20 protein-coding genes are annotated in these 17,271 nt (G+C 38.2%); 13 read left to right on the top strand and 7 right to left on the bottom strand.

The features are described from left to right. A partial coding sequence (locus H5968_RS19160; RefSeq protein WP_222620734.1) for a hypothetical protein occupies window positions 1-196 on the bottom strand: 196 nt, incomplete at its 3' end. A 1-nt stretch (window position 197) separates the two neighbouring features. Between H5968_RS19160 and rimI the strand changes: the two genes are divergently transcribed. The 5 genes from rimI (at window position 198) to H5968_RS19135 (ending at window position 4,713) form a co-directional block, all read left to right on the top strand. Beyond that, window positions 198-746, top strand: coding sequence for a ribosomal protein S18-alanine N-acetyltransferase (gene rimI / locus H5968_RS19155; protein WP_187041230.1), 549 nt, complete (start codon window positions 198-200; stop codon window positions 744-746). A 423-nt stretch (window positions 747-1,169) separates the two neighbouring features. Continuing rightward, the gene (locus H5968_RS19150) at window positions 1,170-3,641 is read left to right on the top strand and encodes an ATP-dependent Clp protease ATP-binding subunit (RefSeq protein ID WP_096571105.1); all 2,472 of its coding nucleotides are present in this window, start codon (window positions 1,170-1,172) and stop codon (window positions 3,639-3,641) included. A 96-nt stretch (window positions 3,642-3,737) separates the two neighbouring features. Further along, window positions 3,738-4,076, top strand: a complete 339-nt coding sequence (locus H5968_RS19145) for a hypothetical protein (RefSeq protein WP_187041229.1) — start codon at window positions 3,738-3,740, stop codon at window positions 4,074-4,076. Further along, window positions 4,024-4,293, top strand: coding sequence for a hypothetical protein (locus tag H5968_RS19140; protein ID WP_187041228.1), 270 nt, complete (start codon window positions 4,024-4,026; stop codon window positions 4,291-4,293). Before H5968_RS19145 ends, H5968_RS19140 begins: the two co-directional genes overlap by 53 nt. 102 nt (window positions 4,294-4,395) lie before the next feature. Beyond that, window positions 4,396-4,713, top strand: coding sequence for a hypothetical protein (locus H5968_RS19135; RefSeq protein WP_187041227.1), 318 nt, complete (start codon window positions 4,396-4,398; stop codon window positions 4,711-4,713). An 81-nt stretch (window positions 4,714-4,794) separates the two neighbouring features. Here H5968_RS19135 and H5968_RS19130 read toward each other — a convergent pair whose 3' ends face one another. The 4 genes from H5968_RS19130 to H5968_RS19115 all read right to left on the bottom strand — a co-directional run bounded on the left by H5968_RS19130 (window position 4,795) and on the right by H5968_RS19115 (window position 7,697). After that, window positions 4,795-5,769 (bottom strand): Bpu10I family restriction endonuclease, encoded by a 975-nt coding sequence (locus H5968_RS19130; protein WP_187041226.1) that lies wholly within the window; start codon window positions 5,767-5,769, stop codon window positions 4,795-4,797. Continuing rightward, window positions 5,742-6,980, bottom strand: a complete 1,239-nt coding sequence (locus tag H5968_RS19125; RefSeq protein ID WP_187041225.1) for a DNA cytosine methyltransferase — start codon at window positions 6,978-6,980, stop codon at window positions 5,742-5,744. The genes H5968_RS19130 and H5968_RS19125 overlap by 28 nt, the downstream gene beginning before the upstream one ends. A 232-nt stretch (window positions 6,981-7,212) precedes the next feature. Next, complete coding sequence (locus tag H5968_RS25835; RefSeq protein WP_255427188.1) at window positions 7,213-7,479, bottom strand: PIN domain-containing protein; 267 nt, start codon at window positions 7,477-7,479, stop codon at window positions 7,213-7,215. Continuing rightward, a complete protein-coding gene (locus H5968_RS19115) occupies window positions 7,476-7,697 on the bottom strand; it encodes a hypothetical protein (protein ID WP_187041224.1) in 222 nt (73 codons plus the stop codon). The genes H5968_RS25835 and H5968_RS19115 overlap by 4 nt, the downstream gene beginning before the upstream one ends. A gap of 114 nt (window positions 7,698-7,811) precedes the next feature. Here H5968_RS19115 and H5968_RS19110 point away from each other — a divergent pair, with 114 nt between their 5' ends. Both H5968_RS19110 and H5968_RS19105 read left to right on the top strand, forming a co-directional pair. Beyond that, window positions 7,812-8,084 carry a hypothetical protein gene (locus H5968_RS19110; RefSeq protein ID WP_187041223.1) on the top strand — a complete coding sequence of 91 codons (273 nt, stop codon included), beginning with the start codon at window positions 7,812-7,814 and terminating at the stop codon, window positions 8,082-8,084. Next, window positions 8,081-8,446 (top strand): clan AA aspartic protease, encoded by a 366-nt coding sequence (locus tag H5968_RS19105; protein ID WP_187041222.1) that lies wholly within the window; start codon window positions 8,081-8,083, stop codon window positions 8,444-8,446. The genes H5968_RS19110 and H5968_RS19105 overlap by 4 nt, the downstream gene beginning before the upstream one ends. Window positions 8,447-8,552: 106 nt before the next feature. On the opposite strand, the gene H5968_RS19100 is transcribed toward H5968_RS19105, so the two are convergent. Further along, window positions 8,553-9,305 carry a TspO/MBR family protein gene (locus H5968_RS19100; protein ID WP_187041221.1) on the bottom strand — a complete coding sequence of 251 codons (753 nt, stop codon included), beginning with the start codon at window positions 9,303-9,305 and terminating at the stop codon, window positions 8,553-8,555. 191 nt (window positions 9,306-9,496) lie between these two features. Between H5968_RS19100 and H5968_RS19095 the strand changes: the two genes are divergently transcribed. Further along, complete coding sequence (locus tag H5968_RS19095) at window positions 9,497-9,814, top strand: DUF760 domain-containing protein (protein WP_187041220.1); 318 nt, start codon at window positions 9,497-9,499, stop codon at window positions 9,812-9,814. A 119-nt stretch (window positions 9,815-9,933) separates the two neighbouring features. Here the strand turns inward: H5968_RS19095 and H5968_RS19090 are convergent, their stop codons facing one another. Beyond that, window positions 9,934-10,437 carry a pentapeptide repeat-containing protein gene (locus H5968_RS19090; protein ID WP_187041219.1) on the bottom strand — a complete coding sequence of 168 codons (504 nt, stop codon included), beginning with the start codon at window positions 10,435-10,437 and terminating at the stop codon, window positions 9,934-9,936. A 501-nt stretch (window positions 10,438-10,938) separates the two neighbouring features. Between H5968_RS19090 and gcvT the strand changes: the two genes are divergently transcribed. The 5 genes from gcvT to H5968_RS19065 all read left to right on the top strand — a co-directional run bounded on the left by gcvT (window position 10,939) and on the right by H5968_RS19065 (window position 17,025). After that, the gene (gene gcvT / locus H5968_RS19085) at window positions 10,939-12,075 is read left to right on the top strand and encodes a glycine cleavage system aminomethyltransferase GcvT (protein WP_187041232.1); all 1,137 of its coding nucleotides are present in this window, start codon (window positions 10,939-10,941) and stop codon (window positions 12,073-12,075) included. Window positions 12,076-12,156: 81 nt separating this feature from the next. Next, window positions 12,157-12,546 carry a glycine cleavage system protein GcvH gene (gene gcvH / locus H5968_RS19080; protein ID WP_187041218.1) on the top strand — a complete coding sequence of 130 codons (390 nt, stop codon included), beginning with the start codon at window positions 12,157-12,159 and terminating at the stop codon, window positions 12,544-12,546. Window positions 12,547-12,769: 223 nt separating this feature from the next. Continuing rightward, the gene (gcvP, locus tag H5968_RS19075) at window positions 12,770-15,700 is read left to right on the top strand and encodes an aminomethyl-transferring glycine dehydrogenase (RefSeq protein WP_187041231.1); all 2,931 of its coding nucleotides are present in this window, start codon (window positions 12,770-12,772) and stop codon (window positions 15,698-15,700) included. A gap of 85 nt (window positions 15,701-15,785) precedes the next feature. Further along, complete coding sequence (locus tag H5968_RS19070; RefSeq protein WP_222620732.1) at window positions 15,786-16,106, top strand: hypothetical protein; 321 nt, start codon at window positions 15,786-15,788, stop codon at window positions 16,104-16,106. Window positions 16,107-16,242: 136 nt separating this feature from the next. Continuing rightward, the gene (locus H5968_RS19065; protein ID WP_187041216.1) at window positions 16,243-17,025 is read left to right on the top strand and encodes a hypothetical protein; all 783 of its coding nucleotides are present in this window, start codon (window positions 16,243-16,245) and stop codon (window positions 17,023-17,025) included. Window positions 17,026-17,271: the final 246 nt, after the last annotated feature.

Below are 17,271 nucleotides of genomic sequence, written 5' to 3'. Positions count from 1 at the left end.
TGACTGGTGACTGGTGACTGGTGACTGGTGACTGGTGACTGGTGACTGGTGACTGGTGACTGGTGACTGGTGACTGGTGACTGGTGACTGGTGACTGGTGACTGGTGACTGGTGACTGGTGACTGGGAAAATAAAAATAATTTCCCCCTGCTTCCCCTGCTTCCCCTGCTTCCCCTGCTTCCCCTGTTCCCTTCATCGTGAAACTATTAGATTTAAAAATTCAATCCTTAACTTCAGAGAATTTAAGTGAACTACTAGAACTTGATAAAGCCTGTTTTGATGGGTTGTGGACTATGGAGGGCTACCGTCGAGAACTGGAAAGTCCTAATAGTCATTTTTTAGGTTTATTTGCCCCATTTTCTAGTTGTGGTTTGTTGGGAATGGGTTGTTTTTGGTCAATTTTAGAAGAAGCGCATATTACAATTTTGGCGGTTCATCCTGAATATCAGGGTCAAGGTTTGGGACAGGCTTTATTGTATGCGCTACTGAAGACAGCAAGCGATCGCGGTTTAGAAAGGGCAACGTTGGAAGTTCGGGTTTCTAACGAAAAGGCAATTTCGCTTTATGAAAAATTTGGCTTTAAGACTGCTGGTAAAAGACCACGCTATTACCAAGATAATAATGAAGATGCTTTAATTTTGTGGACTTCTAACCTACAACAGCCCAGTTTTCTCAAAAATTTGGATGATTGGGAAGTGATGATTAGCGATCGCCTAGCCAAATCTTCTTGGAGTTTAACTGAATAGGTGACTGGGGACAGTAAGAAGGGGATAGGAAATAGGGAGAAATATTTACCTTCTGCCTCCTGCCTCTCCCAATGCCCAATTTATCAATATTTCAAAATAAATATTTTTATTTAATAAAAATTTATTATATTAAAAACTTTTGTATTGACAATGTACCATTGTATATGATAATTAAGTTTGTTTGGGAATAGATTAACAAAATCTAAAAATTAGTAGTGTCTTGTTAGTCGTAATTTCCAGGAAGGCTAGTAAATTCAATCTCCTCACCAGACTAGCGATAGAAAAAGTAATAAAAATTAATGAATGAACCCATCAACTTGTGTGATGGCTGGGGGGTATCTATTTTTTTGATAGAGATATCCAAAATTTTAGCCTGTGCTAAAATCAGCATACCGGCACGACGCAGGTGATGGGAAAAATGCCATGTTTGAACGCTTCACAGAAAAAGCCATTAAGGTAATCATGCTGGCCCAAGAAGAGGCCCGCCGTTTAGGTCACAACTTTGTGGGAACTGAGCAGATCCTCCTGGGTCTGATCGGGGAAGGCACGGGGGTGGCAGCCAAGGTGCTAAAGTCAATGGGTGTCAATCTTAAAGATGCCCGGATTGAAGTTGAAAAAATCATAGGTCGGGGTTCCGGCTTTGTGGCTGTGGAAATTCCGTTTACGCCACGGGCAAAGCGGGTTTTAGAACTATCCTTGGAAGAAGCACGCCAACTAGGGCATAACTACATTGGCACCGAGCATCTGCTGTTGGGTCTCATCCGTGAAGGGGAAGGCGTAGCAGCCAGGGTGCTAGAAAACCTGGGTGTAGATTTGTCTAAGGTGAGAACCCAAGTGATTAGGATGTTGGGAGAAACTGCGGAAGTGACTCCTGGCGGTTCTTCGGGTCGCACAAAAACCCCTACTTTGGATGAATTTGGCTCGAATTTGACCCAAATGGCTGTGGACAACAAACTCGATCCTGTGGTGGGACGCGCCAAGGAAATCGAGCGTGTGATTCAAATTTTGGGTCGCCGGACTAAAAATAATCCAGTGCTGATTGGTGAACCCGGGGTGGGCAAAACAGCCATTGCTGAAGGTTTAGCCAGTCGCATCGCTAACAAAGATATCCCGGATATCCTGGAAGATAAACGGGTGGTAACTCTGGATATTGGTTTACTGGTTGCAGGAACTAAGTACCGGGGTGAATTTGAAGAACGTCTAAAGAAAATCATGGATGAGATCCGTCAAGCGGGTAATGTCATCCTGGTAATTGACGAGGTTCATACTTTAATCGGTGCTGGTGCTGCTGAAGGGGCGATTGATGCAGCGAATATCCTCAAGCCAGCTTTGGCACGGGGTGAGTTACAGTGTATCGGCGCAACTACTTTGGATGAGTACCGCAAGCACATTGAACGGGATGCAGCGTTGGAAAGACGTTTTCAGCCTGTGATGGTGGGTGAACCGACCGTTGATGAAACAATAGAAATTTTATATGGTTTGCGCGATCGCTATGAAGCGCACCACAAGTTAAAAATCTCCGATGAGGCTTTAGTGGCAGCGGCGAAGTTGTCTGATAGATATATTAGCGATCGCTACCTTCCAGATAAAGCTATTGACTTAATTGATGAAGCTGGTTCTCGCGTCCGTTTAATTAACTCCCAGCTACCCCCAGCAGCGAAGGAATTAGACAAGGAACTGCGGCAAATCTTAAAAGAAAAAGATGATGCTGTTCGTTCTCAAGACTTTGACCGTGCTGGAGAACTGCGCGACAGAGAAATGGAAATTAAAGCGGAAATTCGCTCCATTGCTCAAAACAAAACCAATGCAGCTGGTGGTGATGGTGTTGAACCTGTGGTTACAGAAGAAGACATCGCCCATATCGTTGCTTCTTGGACTGGTGTACCAGTGAACAAACTCACTGAATCTGAATCTGAGAAGTTGCTGCACATGGAAGACACCTTACATCAGCGCCTCATCGGTCAAGATGATGCGGTGAAAGCGGTTTCCCGTGCGATTCGTCGCGCTCGTGTGGGCTTGAAGAATCCTAACCGCCCCATTGCGAGTTTTGTGTTCTCTGGTCCGACTGGGGTAGGTAAAACTGAGTTAGCTAAATCCTTGGCTTCTTACTTCTTCGGTTCAGAAGAAGCAATGATTCGCTTAGATATGTCCGAGTACATGGAGCGTCACACCGTCAGTAAATTGATTGGTTCACCTCCAGGTTACGTTGGTTATAACGAAGGTGGTCAGTTAACAGAAGCTGTACGTCGTCGTCCTTACACTGTAGTGCTGTTTGACGAAATCGAAAAAGCACACCCCGATGTATTCAATATGCTGCTGCAAATTTTAGAAGATGGTCGTTTGACTGATGCTAAAGGACGCACGGTAGACTTTAAGAACACTTTGTTAATTTTAACTTCTAACATTGGTTCTAAGGTAATTGAAAAAGGCGGTAGCGGTATTGGTTTCGAGTTTGCTGAGGATCAAACTGAATCTCAATACAACCGGATTCGTTCTTTGGTGAATGAGGAACTGAAGCAATACTTCCGTCCTGAGTTCTTGAACCGTTTGGATGAAATTATTGTCTTCCGTCAGTTGAATAAGGCTGAAGTTACCGAAATTGCCGACATTATGCTCAAAGAAGTGTTTGGTCGGTTGACAGAAAAAGGCATTACTTTAGAAGTGAGCGATCGCTTCAAGGACCGCTTGATTCAAGAAGGTTACAGCCCCAGCTACGGTGCAAGGCCATTACGGCGAGCAATTATGCGCTTGTTGGAAGATAGTTTGGCGGAAGAAATTCTGTCTGGACGCATCAAAGACGGTGATGTTGCTTACGTTGATGTGGATGAAAATGGTGTTGTCCAAGTTACAGCTAGAGAAAGTCGGGAGTTGTTGACTCCTGGTGTTGAGTTGTAGTTAGGATTTGGGATTAATTAAGTCTCAAGTTTAAAAGCTTTAAAAAGCGGTAGAGTGTTAATTGCTCTACCGTTTTTTATTTTTTTACTTTCAATTATGAGGGGAATAAATCGTCAAATTACCCTTGACGTTAGACATATTGCCAAGCACTTACCAGGAACACCACAAATGCAAAGACTTCTGAAAAAAGGAATTGCTGCTCATGTGTTTAATGATGAAAATACCATGAATTTAGTTGCACAGTGCATAATAGAAGAAGGAGAATTTCTCGGCATTGTTAGAGATTATGAACGTTATGGAATGTTTTTTACTGAACCAATAGGTCATAGAATTAGTCCAGATGGTAGTAGTATTCCACTTTATTATGGGGAGATAAAAATTAATGCGGACAACCAATACCACGTCATCCTACGCACCCGACCTAGTGAAGAATAATTGGGAATTTACAGAAGTATGGATAGATCCGATGCTATCACCTCCATACATTCTGTTATTACTTTGTGATAGTGAAGGAAATTGTAAAATTTATGATCCTAAACAGGGTGATAAGGTTGTATTTTCTAGTAATAGTTATGAAGCTGCTCAGTTATGGTTATTGGAAGATGAGTATGAACCGGTTGAAGGTAGGCTTTTAGCTGAAGAATTGATGTAAGTTAGTAGATTTTTTGTTTCGCGCAAAGACGCTAAGGAGCAAAGGCGCAAAGAAGAGTAAAAAGAATAATTGGCAATTGATAAAAATGAGGTAAGGTGAATTATGACTAATACAAAACAAGTACGCCGTCGTCAACCAGGAAGAATTTTTCCAGAGTTTACAATACCACCGGAAGAATTAGCAAAAAGGGAAGCTGAAAGAAATGCGCGGGGAGAAAAAGCGCGGGTTGTTTTTAATCGAGTTCGTCCTGAATTAATCAATGATCATTACAATTGGTTTATGGTAATTGAACCAAATAGTGGTGATTATTTTATTGATGTTGAGGAAAGTGGATCGGAGAAAAAAGCAAGGGAAAAATATCCTCAAGGTTGGTTGGTGACTTTTAGAATTAATGAAACGGGTGCTTGTGGCAGAATATGATTTTAGGGAAATTTGGTGAAGTTGGGGAGTTAATGTTTGATATAGAAATTATTTCTGCTGATGGAGATAATTTTAAAAAACTCATTCCTCAATTAACCAACCTCGCGTTATTCCATGTTCAATTCCACCAGTCCAGTCCATTGTTAAATGCTTCCGTACCTTATGAAATAAATGTTGTACTACAGTTGGATTAATTGGATTTTTAACATAAGTTTCTTCATACCTAAATTCTCGATCCGTGTTTTTCTGCTGACGTAATACATAAATCTGATCAACCTTGTACTTCCGAAGATTAACATCGCTGGTCAACTTTATCCATTTCATTAATACGATATATAAACTATTTGGATTTCTGGCTTTTAAATCTTCTGCTGCTCTTGATGAACCTTCTAACATAGTTTTATCAAGATAGGTTTTACATTCAATGACAATGACTGGAATATCAAAAATATGAGTTTCTGTATTACCTGTAACTGTAACATCTGAATAGTTGTCTGGTTCTTCTTTAATAATTGTCAGCATTTCACCTGAATTTTCTTCTTCTGGTGGTATAACTGCTTCAAATGATGCTTCAATAGTTGCACCAATCACAAAATCATGGTCTTTCTTTTCAATACGTGCATAGGGGCGTTTCAACATTTCTGCATATTTTGGAGGAACAAAGAAGATATCTTTGAAAGTATGGGATTTTCCAATGAGCGCGTTTTCTCCAAAATCTCTTGCTAAATCTCGAAATAAATAATAGAGAAATTCCTCCAATACACTAGAGTGAAGATTGGAGCGAGAGTCAAACTTTTCAGCATAATGTTGTTGATCTAAAAAATCCTTATATGCTGATAAAAGTTCTACTCTTTGAGAAATAATTGCATTATCATTTTCATTAGGTGTTGATGTTGGTCCAACTAATTCAATATTAGCTGAATGCCATTTATCATATTCAATTCTGATTTCTTGGAGAAATTTTCTGCTTTCAGCATCTCTATATTTTTTGCGGTGATTTTCTTTTTGTTCGAGATTTGAACCATGAACTAAAGGGTTTCTATCAGTTGTGGACATAGCTCTAATTTTTCTTGAAGATGAATTGCAATTGCTTGAGCTAGAAGTGGTGGTACAGCATTACCTATCTGATTATACTGGCAAAGAAACTTTTCATTTAATCTATTTTCTCTGTGTAATAACTTATGAGATACAACAGTTTTCTTTCCTAAAAAACGATAAGTATCAGGGAAAGATTGGACACGCGCACCTTCACGAGCAGTCAAATTACGATGCTGGAAAGGGTGGATAAAATTGGCATAAAAGGAAGCTGCTATCGTGTGTGATGGTTTGTATGGATGTAACCGTCTATTGTTTTGATCGTAAGTTTTATTAGATAAGTCACCATTTCCACTACGACGTTTAGCACCATATTCTATAGGAACATCTGAACTGGATTCACCCCATTTTATTTGCTTAAAACGTTCTACTAATCGCGGAGAATGTTCCATTGCTACATGATTATAAAGAATTTTACTACCATTTCTGATCCAGTGCTGATATTGATTTTGATATTCTGATATATAAGGTTGTTCTTCTTTACCTTCTCTCGCATTAAGTGGAGGTAAATCTGATATTGCATCCCATAAGCTGATAGCAGGAAGTAAATTTATTTCTTCAAGGGATAATTGCCATATCTTATTTTTTAATAAGTCTAGAGAATGGGTTTTTTGAGGAGTACCTAATTGTTTACCTAGTTTGTTTCCAACAATAAAAACACGCTCTCTAACTTGTGGTACACCATATTCAGCAGAATTCAGTAACCATACTTCTACAAAATATCCAAGTTCTTCAAAAGTTTGTTTAATAATATCTATGACTTTTAAACCTTCGCTATTTTTGCGTAAGAGTAAACCTTTAACATTCTCCATCACAAATGCTTTAGGTTGAAGAAAATTTATCCACTGAGAAAAGTTAATGAATAAAGTATTTCTAGGATCATTAGGGTCTTTTCGTGCTGGACCTGCAACACTAAAACCTTGACATGGAGGACCACCAATAACTATATCCGGTTTGTATAGACAAATTTCTTTAACACTACTTAAAGTATTAAAATTACGAATATCATCTTGAATTATTTTCATGTCAGGGTGGTTATAACGGAGAGTATCACACGCCCAAGCATCAATTTCAACAGACAGGGGAATATTAAAACCTCCCATCGCAAAACCTAAACCAAATCCGCCAGCACCAGCAAATAAATCAATAGCAATAGGTTTGTTCATTTTCATAAAGTTTTGATGTATTTAGCAATGAAATTATAAAGCAATTGTGGAGAAAGTTCTTTAGCATAGCTTACCGAATGTATCGCTTTTACTCTTGAAAAATATGATTTAACTCCCCAGGTAAAATCACTGGAATTTCTGAACCTAAAAATCCAGACACATCACGAGTGACAATCACATCTACCATTGATTTCATAGCACAAGCATACTGCTCAGCATCCTCAAAATCTTGAAAATTTCAAGCTACTGCTGTTTCTAAAATGTTTCTATCAACCGTGCAAATGTGTAAATCTGTGAGAATTTGAGAAATTGCATCTTGAGCAACTGTTACACCTGCGGCTTTACGAATTATATAATAAATATTAGTAATTGTAGTAGCAGCAATAAACCCTGCAATCTCACCAGCATCAATTTTTGCAAATAACCTTGCTGCATCTTCTACAAAAGGTTCTCGTTCCAGTAAAAAATCTAGGACGATATTCGTATCTATAAAAATTCGTTTCATTGGTATTTTTCAGTTAGATAATTCGCATAATCTCCATTAATATTCTCATCCCTAGCTATATTGACACCTTTAGCAATACCACGCAGTCGAGATAAATTACCTTTCTTTGATGCTGAAATAGATTCTTCTTTTATTGACTCTAATACAGTTTGTACCAATTGCCAGCGTTCACTCATTGGTAACTGTAATACTTGTTTTTGCAATTCTTGTAATGTCATGAGAAGATATCAAAAATTATTTATTTTCATTATATATCAATTTAGCTGAAGAAGAATAAATTTTATTATAAATCCAGTATAATAAACATAATCACAAAAAAAGGATGACATAAAATGCAAGCCATTCTCCTCAGCAGTGAAGAAGTTGCCAAACGTGCTAAAGAATTATACGAAAATAGCATTCGTTCACAAGTCGAAACTGAAGAAAACATCGGTAAAATGGTGATTATTGATATAGAAACTGGTGAATATGCAGTTGATAAAACAGGGATAGAGTCAGCGCGTTATTTACGGAGTAAAAACCCATTAGCCAGATTATATGGACTTCGCATAGGTTATAAAGTCGCTGTTTCTTTCTGTGGTGATATGGAGCGTGACTATCGGTGATAACTGGTATTATTAAAAATGGCCGAGCAACTGTAAATGTGATATTTCGTCTGCCAAATAAACCAGATTTTACTATTGAATTTGTGATTGATACAGGGTTTACAGGCGATCTTAGTTTACCATCAGCAGCAGTTACTTTAATGAATTTACCTTTTCTCTATGAATTACCTGCAAATCTAGCTAATAATAGTTGGGTAGATATACCCATACATCAAGCCACTATTATCTGGAATGGTGAGGAAAGAGAAGTTAATGTTTTAGCTACAGGAAAGCGTCCTTTATTGGGAACTGCTTTACTTGATGGTTATGAGTTATCTATCCAATTTACAGAAGGTGGTTTAGTGACAATTGAAGAGTTATAGTTAAATGGTTTTGATTAGTGCGATCGCTCTTATTTTCTATCAACTAAAAAATAGCGATTGCGCGGAGCGCAGCGCCAGAGGCGATCGCCATCCTAAATTTCCCCCTCTAATCTTCCACAGATGCCAACTTTAAAGGATACAATGGTTCAGATCCATTTAATTGCCAAATCCTAAACACCAACGCAGCAGCAACAGTTAACCACACACAAGAAAAAGATAAAATCATTGCCGCTAAAGGAACAGTTTGCCAATAAATTGCTGTGACAATAATCGCAGATAACCAAGGTCCTAAAATCACAACTGGAACAGCAGCACCTAATCTGCGTTCTACGGTAAAAATTGTATTCCAAGTATCACCAACTGCTAAATGAATCACAAATAAAATGAAAGGTAATACTAAGAATTGATGATCTAATTCTTGCCAAATTAACACAGAAGAAATCACCCGTAAAACAGCAATCAGCATCCAAACTATAGGAAATGCTAAAGGTGGGGGAGACCATCTTGGTCTAATTACTTGATCATAAGTTGTGCGAGAACGGGTATTATCTAAAAGTGAAAAAATCCGAGAACGAATACTTAATAAGGCAAAAAATAAGGCAGTAACTACAGTGCTAACCCAACTAGGAAAGGCAGAATTACTATCAATCAAATTTACTAATTTTTCCATTCCTAGTAATAATAGAATCATTGTAAATATTTGCAGGATAGTTCCTAGTTTATAAACGATTACTGCTTTGATATCTAGTTCTTGTGTTGCTGCTGATGTGTTCAGAGATTGTTTTTGATTTCCTGGTTTTACTCCCATTACTGTGTTGACAAACTTTTCCAGAATGCTGATATTATTGGTTTGATTCATGGTTGATAGATTGCGAGTAGTTTTTAGTAGTGTTCATAAATTATTATATGATATAATTCACAATCAAACGTAGTTATCATTTTTTACTTCCTGCTGTAGAATAAACCCATCTTCTGATGTTCGGTTTCTTTGACTATTATTTGCGAAATATCTTGATAAATTGATAATCAAGCGAGTTGAAAGTAACTGCCATGAGTAATCTTTCCAATTCTCAGCCTGAGTATTTCGCACCACAAGAAAATCAAGATCAGTTTTGGCAATACATACAATCTTTAAATCCAGAAGCAGTATCCCGACTATCTAAACCTAACTCACCAGAAGTATTGGAATTGATTCAAAAATCTATTGTTGCTATGTTAGGTAATTTGCCTCATGATACATATAGTACTATGATTACTACTAGTCGAGATGAATTAGGAAAGTTGTTAGGTTCAGCAATGATTGATGGGTATTTTTTAGGTAATGCAGAACAAAGATTAGAAATGGAAAAAACTTTGCAAATAATTTAGGAGTCAGGAGGCAGATGGCAGGGGAAGCAGGGGAGGCAGAATAAAGACTCAATTTTTCTCCAATTTCTCGAATTTCTTCCCCTGCTTTCTTCACTGTCACCTGTCACCTACCTTAACCCCTATCTACATCCTAAAGATTCACGAGTATCTACACCAGTTTTAGAATTAATACCACTAGCTTTAGCACAAAGTTTTTTAATCTCTACTCCATCTAAAACCGCGTTGGTAAAGTCCGCACCAGTAACATTAACATTATCAAAAATTGAACGCAACATCATCGCATCTGTCAATACTGCATCACTTAAATCAGCATTTTTGAACTTGGCTAAATAAGCAATACCTTGACTAAAATCTACACCATGTAAATTTACACCTTCTAACAGAGTACCGTTAAACACTCCACCCCGTAAGTCAGCATTGCTAAAGTTAGCATTCTCTAATTTAATGTTGGTAAATTCTTTACCTATTAAATTTTGTCCAGAAAAATCTTGACCTTGTACTTCATCCCCCGCAGAACGGGTAATACTGGAAGAACTTGCTGCTTGTGCCGATAAGGGGGATACAAACAATACCACAGCTAAAACTACACTAGCAAGTATTTGCCAAATTTGCCCACGCTTCATAATTTTTGCTTAATAAATCTCAACAATATTAATTATTAACCCAAGTTGCCAGTTAGGAATAGGAGTCAGGAGTCAGGAGTCGTAGGGGCGAAGCATTCGGGCGACAAATTATCAATTTTATGAAAAGGCTATTTTCCTGTAAGGGCGAAGCATTCGGGCGATAAATTATCAATTTTGATCACAGGTTATTTTCCGAATGCTTCGCCCCTACTTCGCCCGTACAGGAGTTCAGGAGTTCAGAAGTTTTTGGTTTTAACTTTTGAGTGCGTGACTTTTGACTTGATACTAAGATAGGTAAATATTGATGCAATACTTTTCGGTTAAGCCCAAAAAATATAATTATGTAGGTTGGGTTGACGTTAGGAAACCCAACATTGATAAGCTTTTTTTGGGTTTCACTATCGCTTAACCTAACCTACGGAAACTCTTAACCGAACAGTATTGAATATTAATGTGCGATCGCCCAAAATACCTAAAATACCTAAAATACAGAAAATACCCGTGGCTAAACCAGAAAATACTACCCAAACTCTAGCGCAAACTCCTTTATATCACATCGGTGTTGAACTCAAAGCCCGCTTTACCAGCTTTGGTGGGTGGGAAATGCCAGTACAATATAGTGGTATTACCCAAGAACATCAAGCTGTCAGAAATGCTGCGGGGATGTTCGATATTTCCCACATGGGTAAATTTACTCTCCAAGGTCAAAACCTGATTTCCCAACTGGAAAAATTAGTTCCTTCCGATTTAAGTCGTCTCCAACCCGGTCAAGCTCAATACACAGTATTGTTAAATGAGCAAGCGGGAATTATTGATGATATCATAATTTACTACCAAAGTAGAGAAAATACAGACACCGAAAAAGTAGTCATTATCGTTAATGCAGCCACTACCGACAAAGACAAAACATGGTTATTACAACATCTTGACCTGAATCAAGTAGAATTTAAAGACCTGTCACGGGACAAAATCTTAATAGCTGTTCAAGGTCCAAAAGCTACCAATATTTTACAATCTTTTGTATCCGATGATTTAACCCCTATCAAAGCCTTTGGGCATTTAGAAACAACCATTTTTGGTCAACCCGCTTTCCTTGCGCGTACAGGCTACACTGGGGAAGATGGTTTTGAAGTGATGGTAGATACCGAAGTAGGGATAAAATTGTGGCAAAGTCTCTATGATGCTGGTGTCATTCCCTGTGGCCTGGGTTGTAGAGATACATTGCGTTTAGAAGCAGCAATGGCACTTTATGGACAAGATATCGACGACAACACCACACCCCTAGAAGCGGGTTTAGGGTGGTTGGTTCATTTAGATACAAAAAGCGATTTTATCGGTCGGGAGATTTTACAACAACAAAAAACCGGGGGAGTACATCGTAAACTCGTAGGTTTACAAACCCAAGGGCGAAATATTGCCCGTCATGGCTACTCCGTATTATCATCAGGTGAAGTAGTGGGAGAAGTAACAAGTGGTACTTTATCACCTACCCTTGGTTATCCCATTGCTTTAGCTTATGTTTCCAGTCAGTTAGCAACCGTTAAACAGCAGTTAGAAGTGGGAATACGCGGTAAAGCTTATCCTGCGGTCGTGGTAAAACGTCCTTTTTATCGCTCAAAAAATCGTGTTACTAACTGATAAGTTTTGAGATTTTTGAGGAATAATGTTGTTTGGGTTACTCTGGTAACACCATTTTTTTAACGTGGAAGAGGAAGTGTTATGGCTTTTGAATATCCCGATGATTTACGCTATCAAGATACTCATGAATATGTACGTTTAGATGGGGAAATAGCCACTATCGGTATTACTGAGTTTGCTATAGATCAACTGGGTGATATTGTATTTTTGGATCTGTCAGAAATTGGTGATGGGGTCTCCAAGGGAGACTCATTTGGTACAATTGAATCTGTTAAAGCTGTAGAAGACCTGAAATCACCAGTTACAGGTACAGTAGTAGAACGCAATGAAGATTTGATTAACTCTCCTGAGTCAATAGTTGATGATCCTTATGGTGATGGTTGGTTTATCAAAGTGCGTGTTAATGATCCTGGGGAAGTTGAAGATGGCATGACAGCTAGTGAGTATAGTGCTTTGGTAGAAGGTTCGTAAACTAGGTGACAGGTGACAGGTGAGGAAAATTTTAGATTTTAGATTTTAGATTTTAGATTGGAGATGACAAAAACAATCCAAAATCCAAAATCCAAAATCCAAAATCCAAAATAAATAACTCCTGACTCCTGACTCCTGACTCCTGGTGTAAATATTTCTATTTTCCTATTCCCTCAAAGTAATCATTACAATATATTAAACTGTGACATCTGGAGAGCAATTTGTGGTAGCTAATCCCCCACGTCCTCAAGTTTCGGCTAAAATCAACCAAGTAAGCGAGTTTGCTAAAAGACACATCGGACCAAAAGCTGATGACGTTCAACAAATGTTGAATTTATTAGGTTTATCTAATTTAGATGATTTAATCGCTAAAACCGTACCTTCATCTATTCGCTTTAACCAAGATTTAAAATTACCAGCAGCACAAAGCGAATATGCAGCATTAGCAAAGTTAAAACAAATCGCTGAAAAGAATCAAGTTTACCGTTCTTACATCGGTATGGGGTATTACGATTGTATCACCCCAGCAGTGATTCAACGCAACATCTTAGAAAATCCCGGTTGGTACACCGCATACACCCCCTATCAACCAGAAATCGCTCAAGGACGTTTGGAAGCGTTGTTAAATTTCCAAACCATGATTATTGACTTAACTGGTTTAGAAATTGCTAACGCATCTTTACTAGATGAAGCGACCGCAGCAGCAGAAGCAATGAGTATGAGTTATGGTATCTGTAAGAATAAATCCCATAACTTTTTTGTTTCTAGTGCGTGTCATCCCCAAACTATTGATGTATTGGAGACTCGCGCTAAACCTTTAGGCATTAATATCATTATCGGTGATCATCAAACCTTTGATTTTTCGGAAACTATCTTTGGGGCAGTTCTGCAATATCCCGCAACCGACGGTAAAATTTACGACTATCGCCACTTTATAGAAAAGTCCCATGCTCAGGGTGCATTGGTGACAATTGCGGCAGATCCTCTTAGCTTAACATTACTCACACCCCCCGGTGAATTAGGGGCTGATATAGCAGTAGGAAGCACTCAACGCTTCGGTATTCCAATGGGATTCGGTGGACCCCATGCGGCTTATTTTGCTACCAAAGAGGAGTATAAACGCTTAGTTCCAGGGCGGATTGTGGGTGTATCAAAAGATGTTCATGGTAAACCTGCCTATCGGTTAGCATTACAAACCCGTGAGCAACATATTCGCAGAGATAAAGCTACTAGTAATATTTGTACAGCGCAGGTACTGTTGGCAGTGATGGCGGGGATGTATGGAGTGTATCATGGACCCGATGGACTGAGAGCGATCGCCCAAAATATCCACCAATTAACAGCAACTTTAGCCGCAGGTTTGCAAAAGTTAGGTTATAAAACTGTTAGTCATAACTTCTTTGATACACTGCGGATTGAGTTAGGAAATACTAGTTTACAGGCAATTTTAGAAGCTGCGGATGCCAGAAATATCAACTTGCGAATTTTTGATAATTCTGATGTGGGAATTTCCTTAGATGAAACGACAACGGAAGCAGATGTAATTGATTTATTGCAAATTTTCGCTCTCAAAGATGAATTACCTTTTACCATCGCAGAAATAAATTCTCCCCACACTTCGACTTCGCTCAGTGCAAGTCTCCCCACCTTTCGCACCACTACTTATTTAACTCATCCCATCTTCAACCGCTATCATTCAGAAACGGAATTATTGCGTTATTTGCATCAATTAGAAACCAAGGATTTATCATTAACAACATCAATGATTCCTTTGGGTTCTTGTACCATGAAGTTAAACGCAACTTCAGAAATGATTCCTGTAACTTGGTCAGAATTTGGGAAAATCCATCCTTTCGCGCCAATTTCTCAAACTAGAGGTTATCAAATTTTATTCCAACAAATAGAAGCATGGTTAGGAGAAATTACAGGTTTTGCAGGAATTTCTTTACAACCAAATGCAGGTTCTCAAGGTGAATATGCGGGACTTTTGGTAATTAGAGAATATCATCAAAATCGGGGAGAAGCACACAGAAACGTTTGTTTAATTCCTCAATCTGCACATGGTACAAATCCTGCAAGTGCGGTAATGTGTGGAATGAAGGTTGTAGGAATTGCTTGTGATGATCAGGGTAATATTGATGTTGCTGATTTAAAAGCGAAAGCTGAAAAACATAGTCATGAATTAGCAGCTTTAATGGTGACATATCCATCAACTCATGGAGTATTTGAAGAAGCAATTCAAGAAATTTGTGCCATAGTTCATGAACATGGTGGACAAGTTTACATGGACGGTGCTAATATGAATGCTCAGGTGGGTATTTGTCGTCCTGGTAATATTGGTGCTGATGTTTGTCATTTGAACTTACACAAAACTTTCTGTATTCCTCATGGTGGTGGTGGTCCGGGAATGGGTCCTATTGGTGTCGCTTCCCATCTTGTACCGTTCTTACCTGGTCATTCTGTAATTAAAATACAGGAAAATAATCCAAAATCCAAAATCCAAAATCCAAAATTCTCTGGTGCTGTTTCTGCTGCACCTTGGGGAAGTGCGAGTATTTTGGTAATTTCTTGGATGTATATTGCAATGATGGGTGCAGAGGGGTTAACGGAAGCTACCAAAGTTGCGATTTTAAATGCTAATTACATCGCTAAGAAATTAGAATCTTTTTATCCGGTTTTATATCGCGGAAAAAATGGTTTTGTAGCACATGAATGTATTTTAGATTTACGTGCTGTGAAAAAATCAGCAAACATCGAAATTGATGATGTTGCGAAGCGGTTAATGGACTATGGTTTTCATGCACCTACTGTTTCTTGGCCTGTGGCTGGTACAATAATGGTTGAACCAACGGAAAGCGAATCTAAGGAAGAATTGGATCGTTTTTGTGAGGCGTTAATTGCCATTAGAAAGGAGATTTCTGAGATTGAATCTGGTAAGATGGATCTGCAAGATAATGTGTTGAAAAATGCGCCTCACACTGCGGAAAGTTTGATTGTTGGTGAGTGGAAACATGATTATTCTCGTGAACAAGCTGCTTATCCTGCTAGTTGGAGTAAGGAGTTTAAGTTCTGGCCAAGTGTGGGTAGGATAGATGCTGCTTTTGGCGATCGGAATTTTGTTTGTTCTTGTTTACCGATGGAGGCTTATAGTTAGTTAATTTGTAGGGTGCGTTAATGAAATGTAACGCACCCTACAGACTGCCTGAATTTGTGTTAAAATAAAATAGGTAAGTTAATAAATGGTTATATTAACAATAATGACAGATCCAGAACAAAAGCTGAATGAATTATTGCAGGATATAAAGCAGGTGTTCACTGTTGCTAATGCTGCACTTGCTAAACAACAGGAGATTAGTGAGGCTAAATTCTATGAGCAGTTTGCAAGTATTGTTGGAAAAGAAACATCTGAGGAATTGTGGAAATCAAAAGGATGGGAGACAAAGCGTGTATTGAGGGATATTATTTCTGTGCTAATGGAATATCCTGAATTAAGCCAAAAATTTGAAGATAAAGGATTTACTCTAGAAGAGATTATCAAATTAACTTCAGAGGATGTTTGAAAAGTATCAGAATTAATTGAGATACCCCCAACCCCTTTTAAAAGGGGGATTTAAGGGGATATACCAGTTTTATATACCACATGAAAAAGTTTTCCAACGTCCTCTAACCAACCTACAAAACTTTACTAATAAGAAAATGAACATTCTTGAAATATTACCTAGTTACGATAAAGTAGAAATTTATCCAGAATATCGTACTTACACAAAAGAGAGTCCTCGTTCAGATAATGAATATGACTATGAATATGATTTATACATAATTTACTTTGAGAAATTCGTAATTTTGACAGATTATGGTTGTGCAAGCTTTCAACAAAAACCAATCGTTATACCTCGTGTATTTTTTGACAAGGTTCATCCCCTAGATGACAGACTAGCCAAAGCTAAACGGTTTCTACCATTTGATACGACCTATACCTATTTACGCACTCATGACGAAGACCTAGTAAAGAGAGGTAACTGGAATATCGAAAATATAAATAACAACCAAAATAGCGAGCAGTTGAGAGAATTGTTAGATTTAGCTTTGTATAAAGCTTATTATCAGTCTAAATCTTATAGTAATGAGCAAAGAGAGAGTATCTCAAAACTAATGGAAATGCTCACAACTCTCAATAAATTTTTTACAGCTTTCCCCTGCTCAGAACCTAAACAACAGATAATTGATTTTAGAAAGTATTGTCAACAAGGAGATAGTTATATTAAGGAATTAAGAAATGAGGAGGTAGTTTTAACTCCTAAAGAATTTGAAGAAGTATATCAGGATTTTCTGAATACTATAGATGATAGTGATGATGCCAATGATAATGATTATGATTATGAATATAGAAATGATGATGACGATGCGGAGTTTGGATATCTAGCAGGACTAGTCGCTGATGGGGAATTAAACCCTAATGACCCGCGCTGGCCTTTTTGATTACAACAACTTTAGTGCGATCGCTCAATTTTTACCTTTACCTTAGAAAACCCAACACTTTCACAATAATATAGATGATGATTAAATTGTTGGGTTTCACTGCGTTCTACCCAACCTACAGTTTGTATGGTTCGTTGGTAATTTGTAGGTTATTGGTGGGATGTTGAAATTTTCATTGTCTGAATCAGGATGTCCAGGATTTTAGGATTTTCAGGATTGTTATTTGTAGGTTATTGGTGGGGTGTT

Origin of the sequence: Sphaerospermopsis sp. LEGE 00249 (assembly GCF_014299995.1) — a bacterium.
GTDB lineage: Bacteria > Cyanobacteriota > Cyanobacteriia > Cyanobacteriales > Nostocaceae > Sphaerospermopsis > Sphaerospermopsis kisseleviana.
This window is presented reverse-complemented; position numbering and strand designations above follow the sequence as displayed.

Coding starts and splice junctions, on each gene's coding strand:
- H5968_RS19095 (WP_187041220.1), top strand. CDS start 9,497: ATGAGTAATCTTTCCAATTCTCAGCCTGAGTATTTCGCACCACAAGAA.
- H5968_RS19070 (WP_222620732.1), top strand. CDS start 15,786: ATGGTTATATTAACAATAATGACAGATCCAGAACAAAAGCTGAATGAA.
- gcvH (WP_187041218.1), top strand. CDS start 12,157: ATGGCTTTTGAATATCCCGATGATTTACGCTATCAAGATACTCATGAA.
- H5968_RS19140 (WP_187041228.1), top strand. CDS start 4,024: ATGCGGACAACCAATACCACGTCATCCTACGCACCCGACCTAGTGAAG.
- H5968_RS19135 (WP_187041227.1), top strand. CDS start 4,396: ATGACTAATACAAAACAAGTACGCCGTCGTCAACCAGGAAGAATTTTT.
- H5968_RS19100 (WP_187041221.1), bottom strand. CDS start 9,305: ATGAATCAAACCAATAATATCAGCATTCTGGAAAAGTTTGTCAACACA.
- H5968_RS19150 (WP_096571105.1), top strand. CDS start 1,170: ATGTTTGAACGCTTCACAGAAAAAGCCATTAAGGTAATCATGCTGGCC.
- H5968_RS19065 (WP_187041216.1), top strand. CDS start 16,243: ATGAACATTCTTGAAATATTACCTAGTTACGATAAAGTAGAAATTTAT.
- H5968_RS25835 (WP_255427188.1), bottom strand. CDS start 7,479: ATGAAACGAATTTTTATAGATACGAATATCGTCCTAGATTTTTTACTG.
- H5968_RS19125 (WP_187041225.1), bottom strand. CDS start 6,980: ATGAAAATGAACAAACCTATTGCTATTGATTTATTTGCTGGTGCTGGC.
- H5968_RS19130 (WP_187041226.1), bottom strand. CDS start 5,769: ATGTCCACAACTGATAGAAACCCTTTAGTTCATGGTTCAAATCTCGAA.
- H5968_RS19110 (WP_187041223.1), top strand. CDS start 7,812: ATGCAAGCCATTCTCCTCAGCAGTGAAGAAGTTGCCAAACGTGCTAAA.
- H5968_RS19145 (WP_187041229.1), top strand. CDS start 3,738: ATGAGGGGAATAAATCGTCAAATTACCCTTGACGTTAGACATATTGCC.
- H5968_RS19115 (WP_187041224.1), bottom strand. CDS start 7,697: ATGACATTACAAGAATTGCAAAAACAAGTATTACAGTTACCAATGAGT.
- H5968_RS19090 (WP_187041219.1), bottom strand. CDS start 10,437: ATGAAGCGTGGGCAAATTTGGCAAATACTTGCTAGTGTAGTTTTAGCT.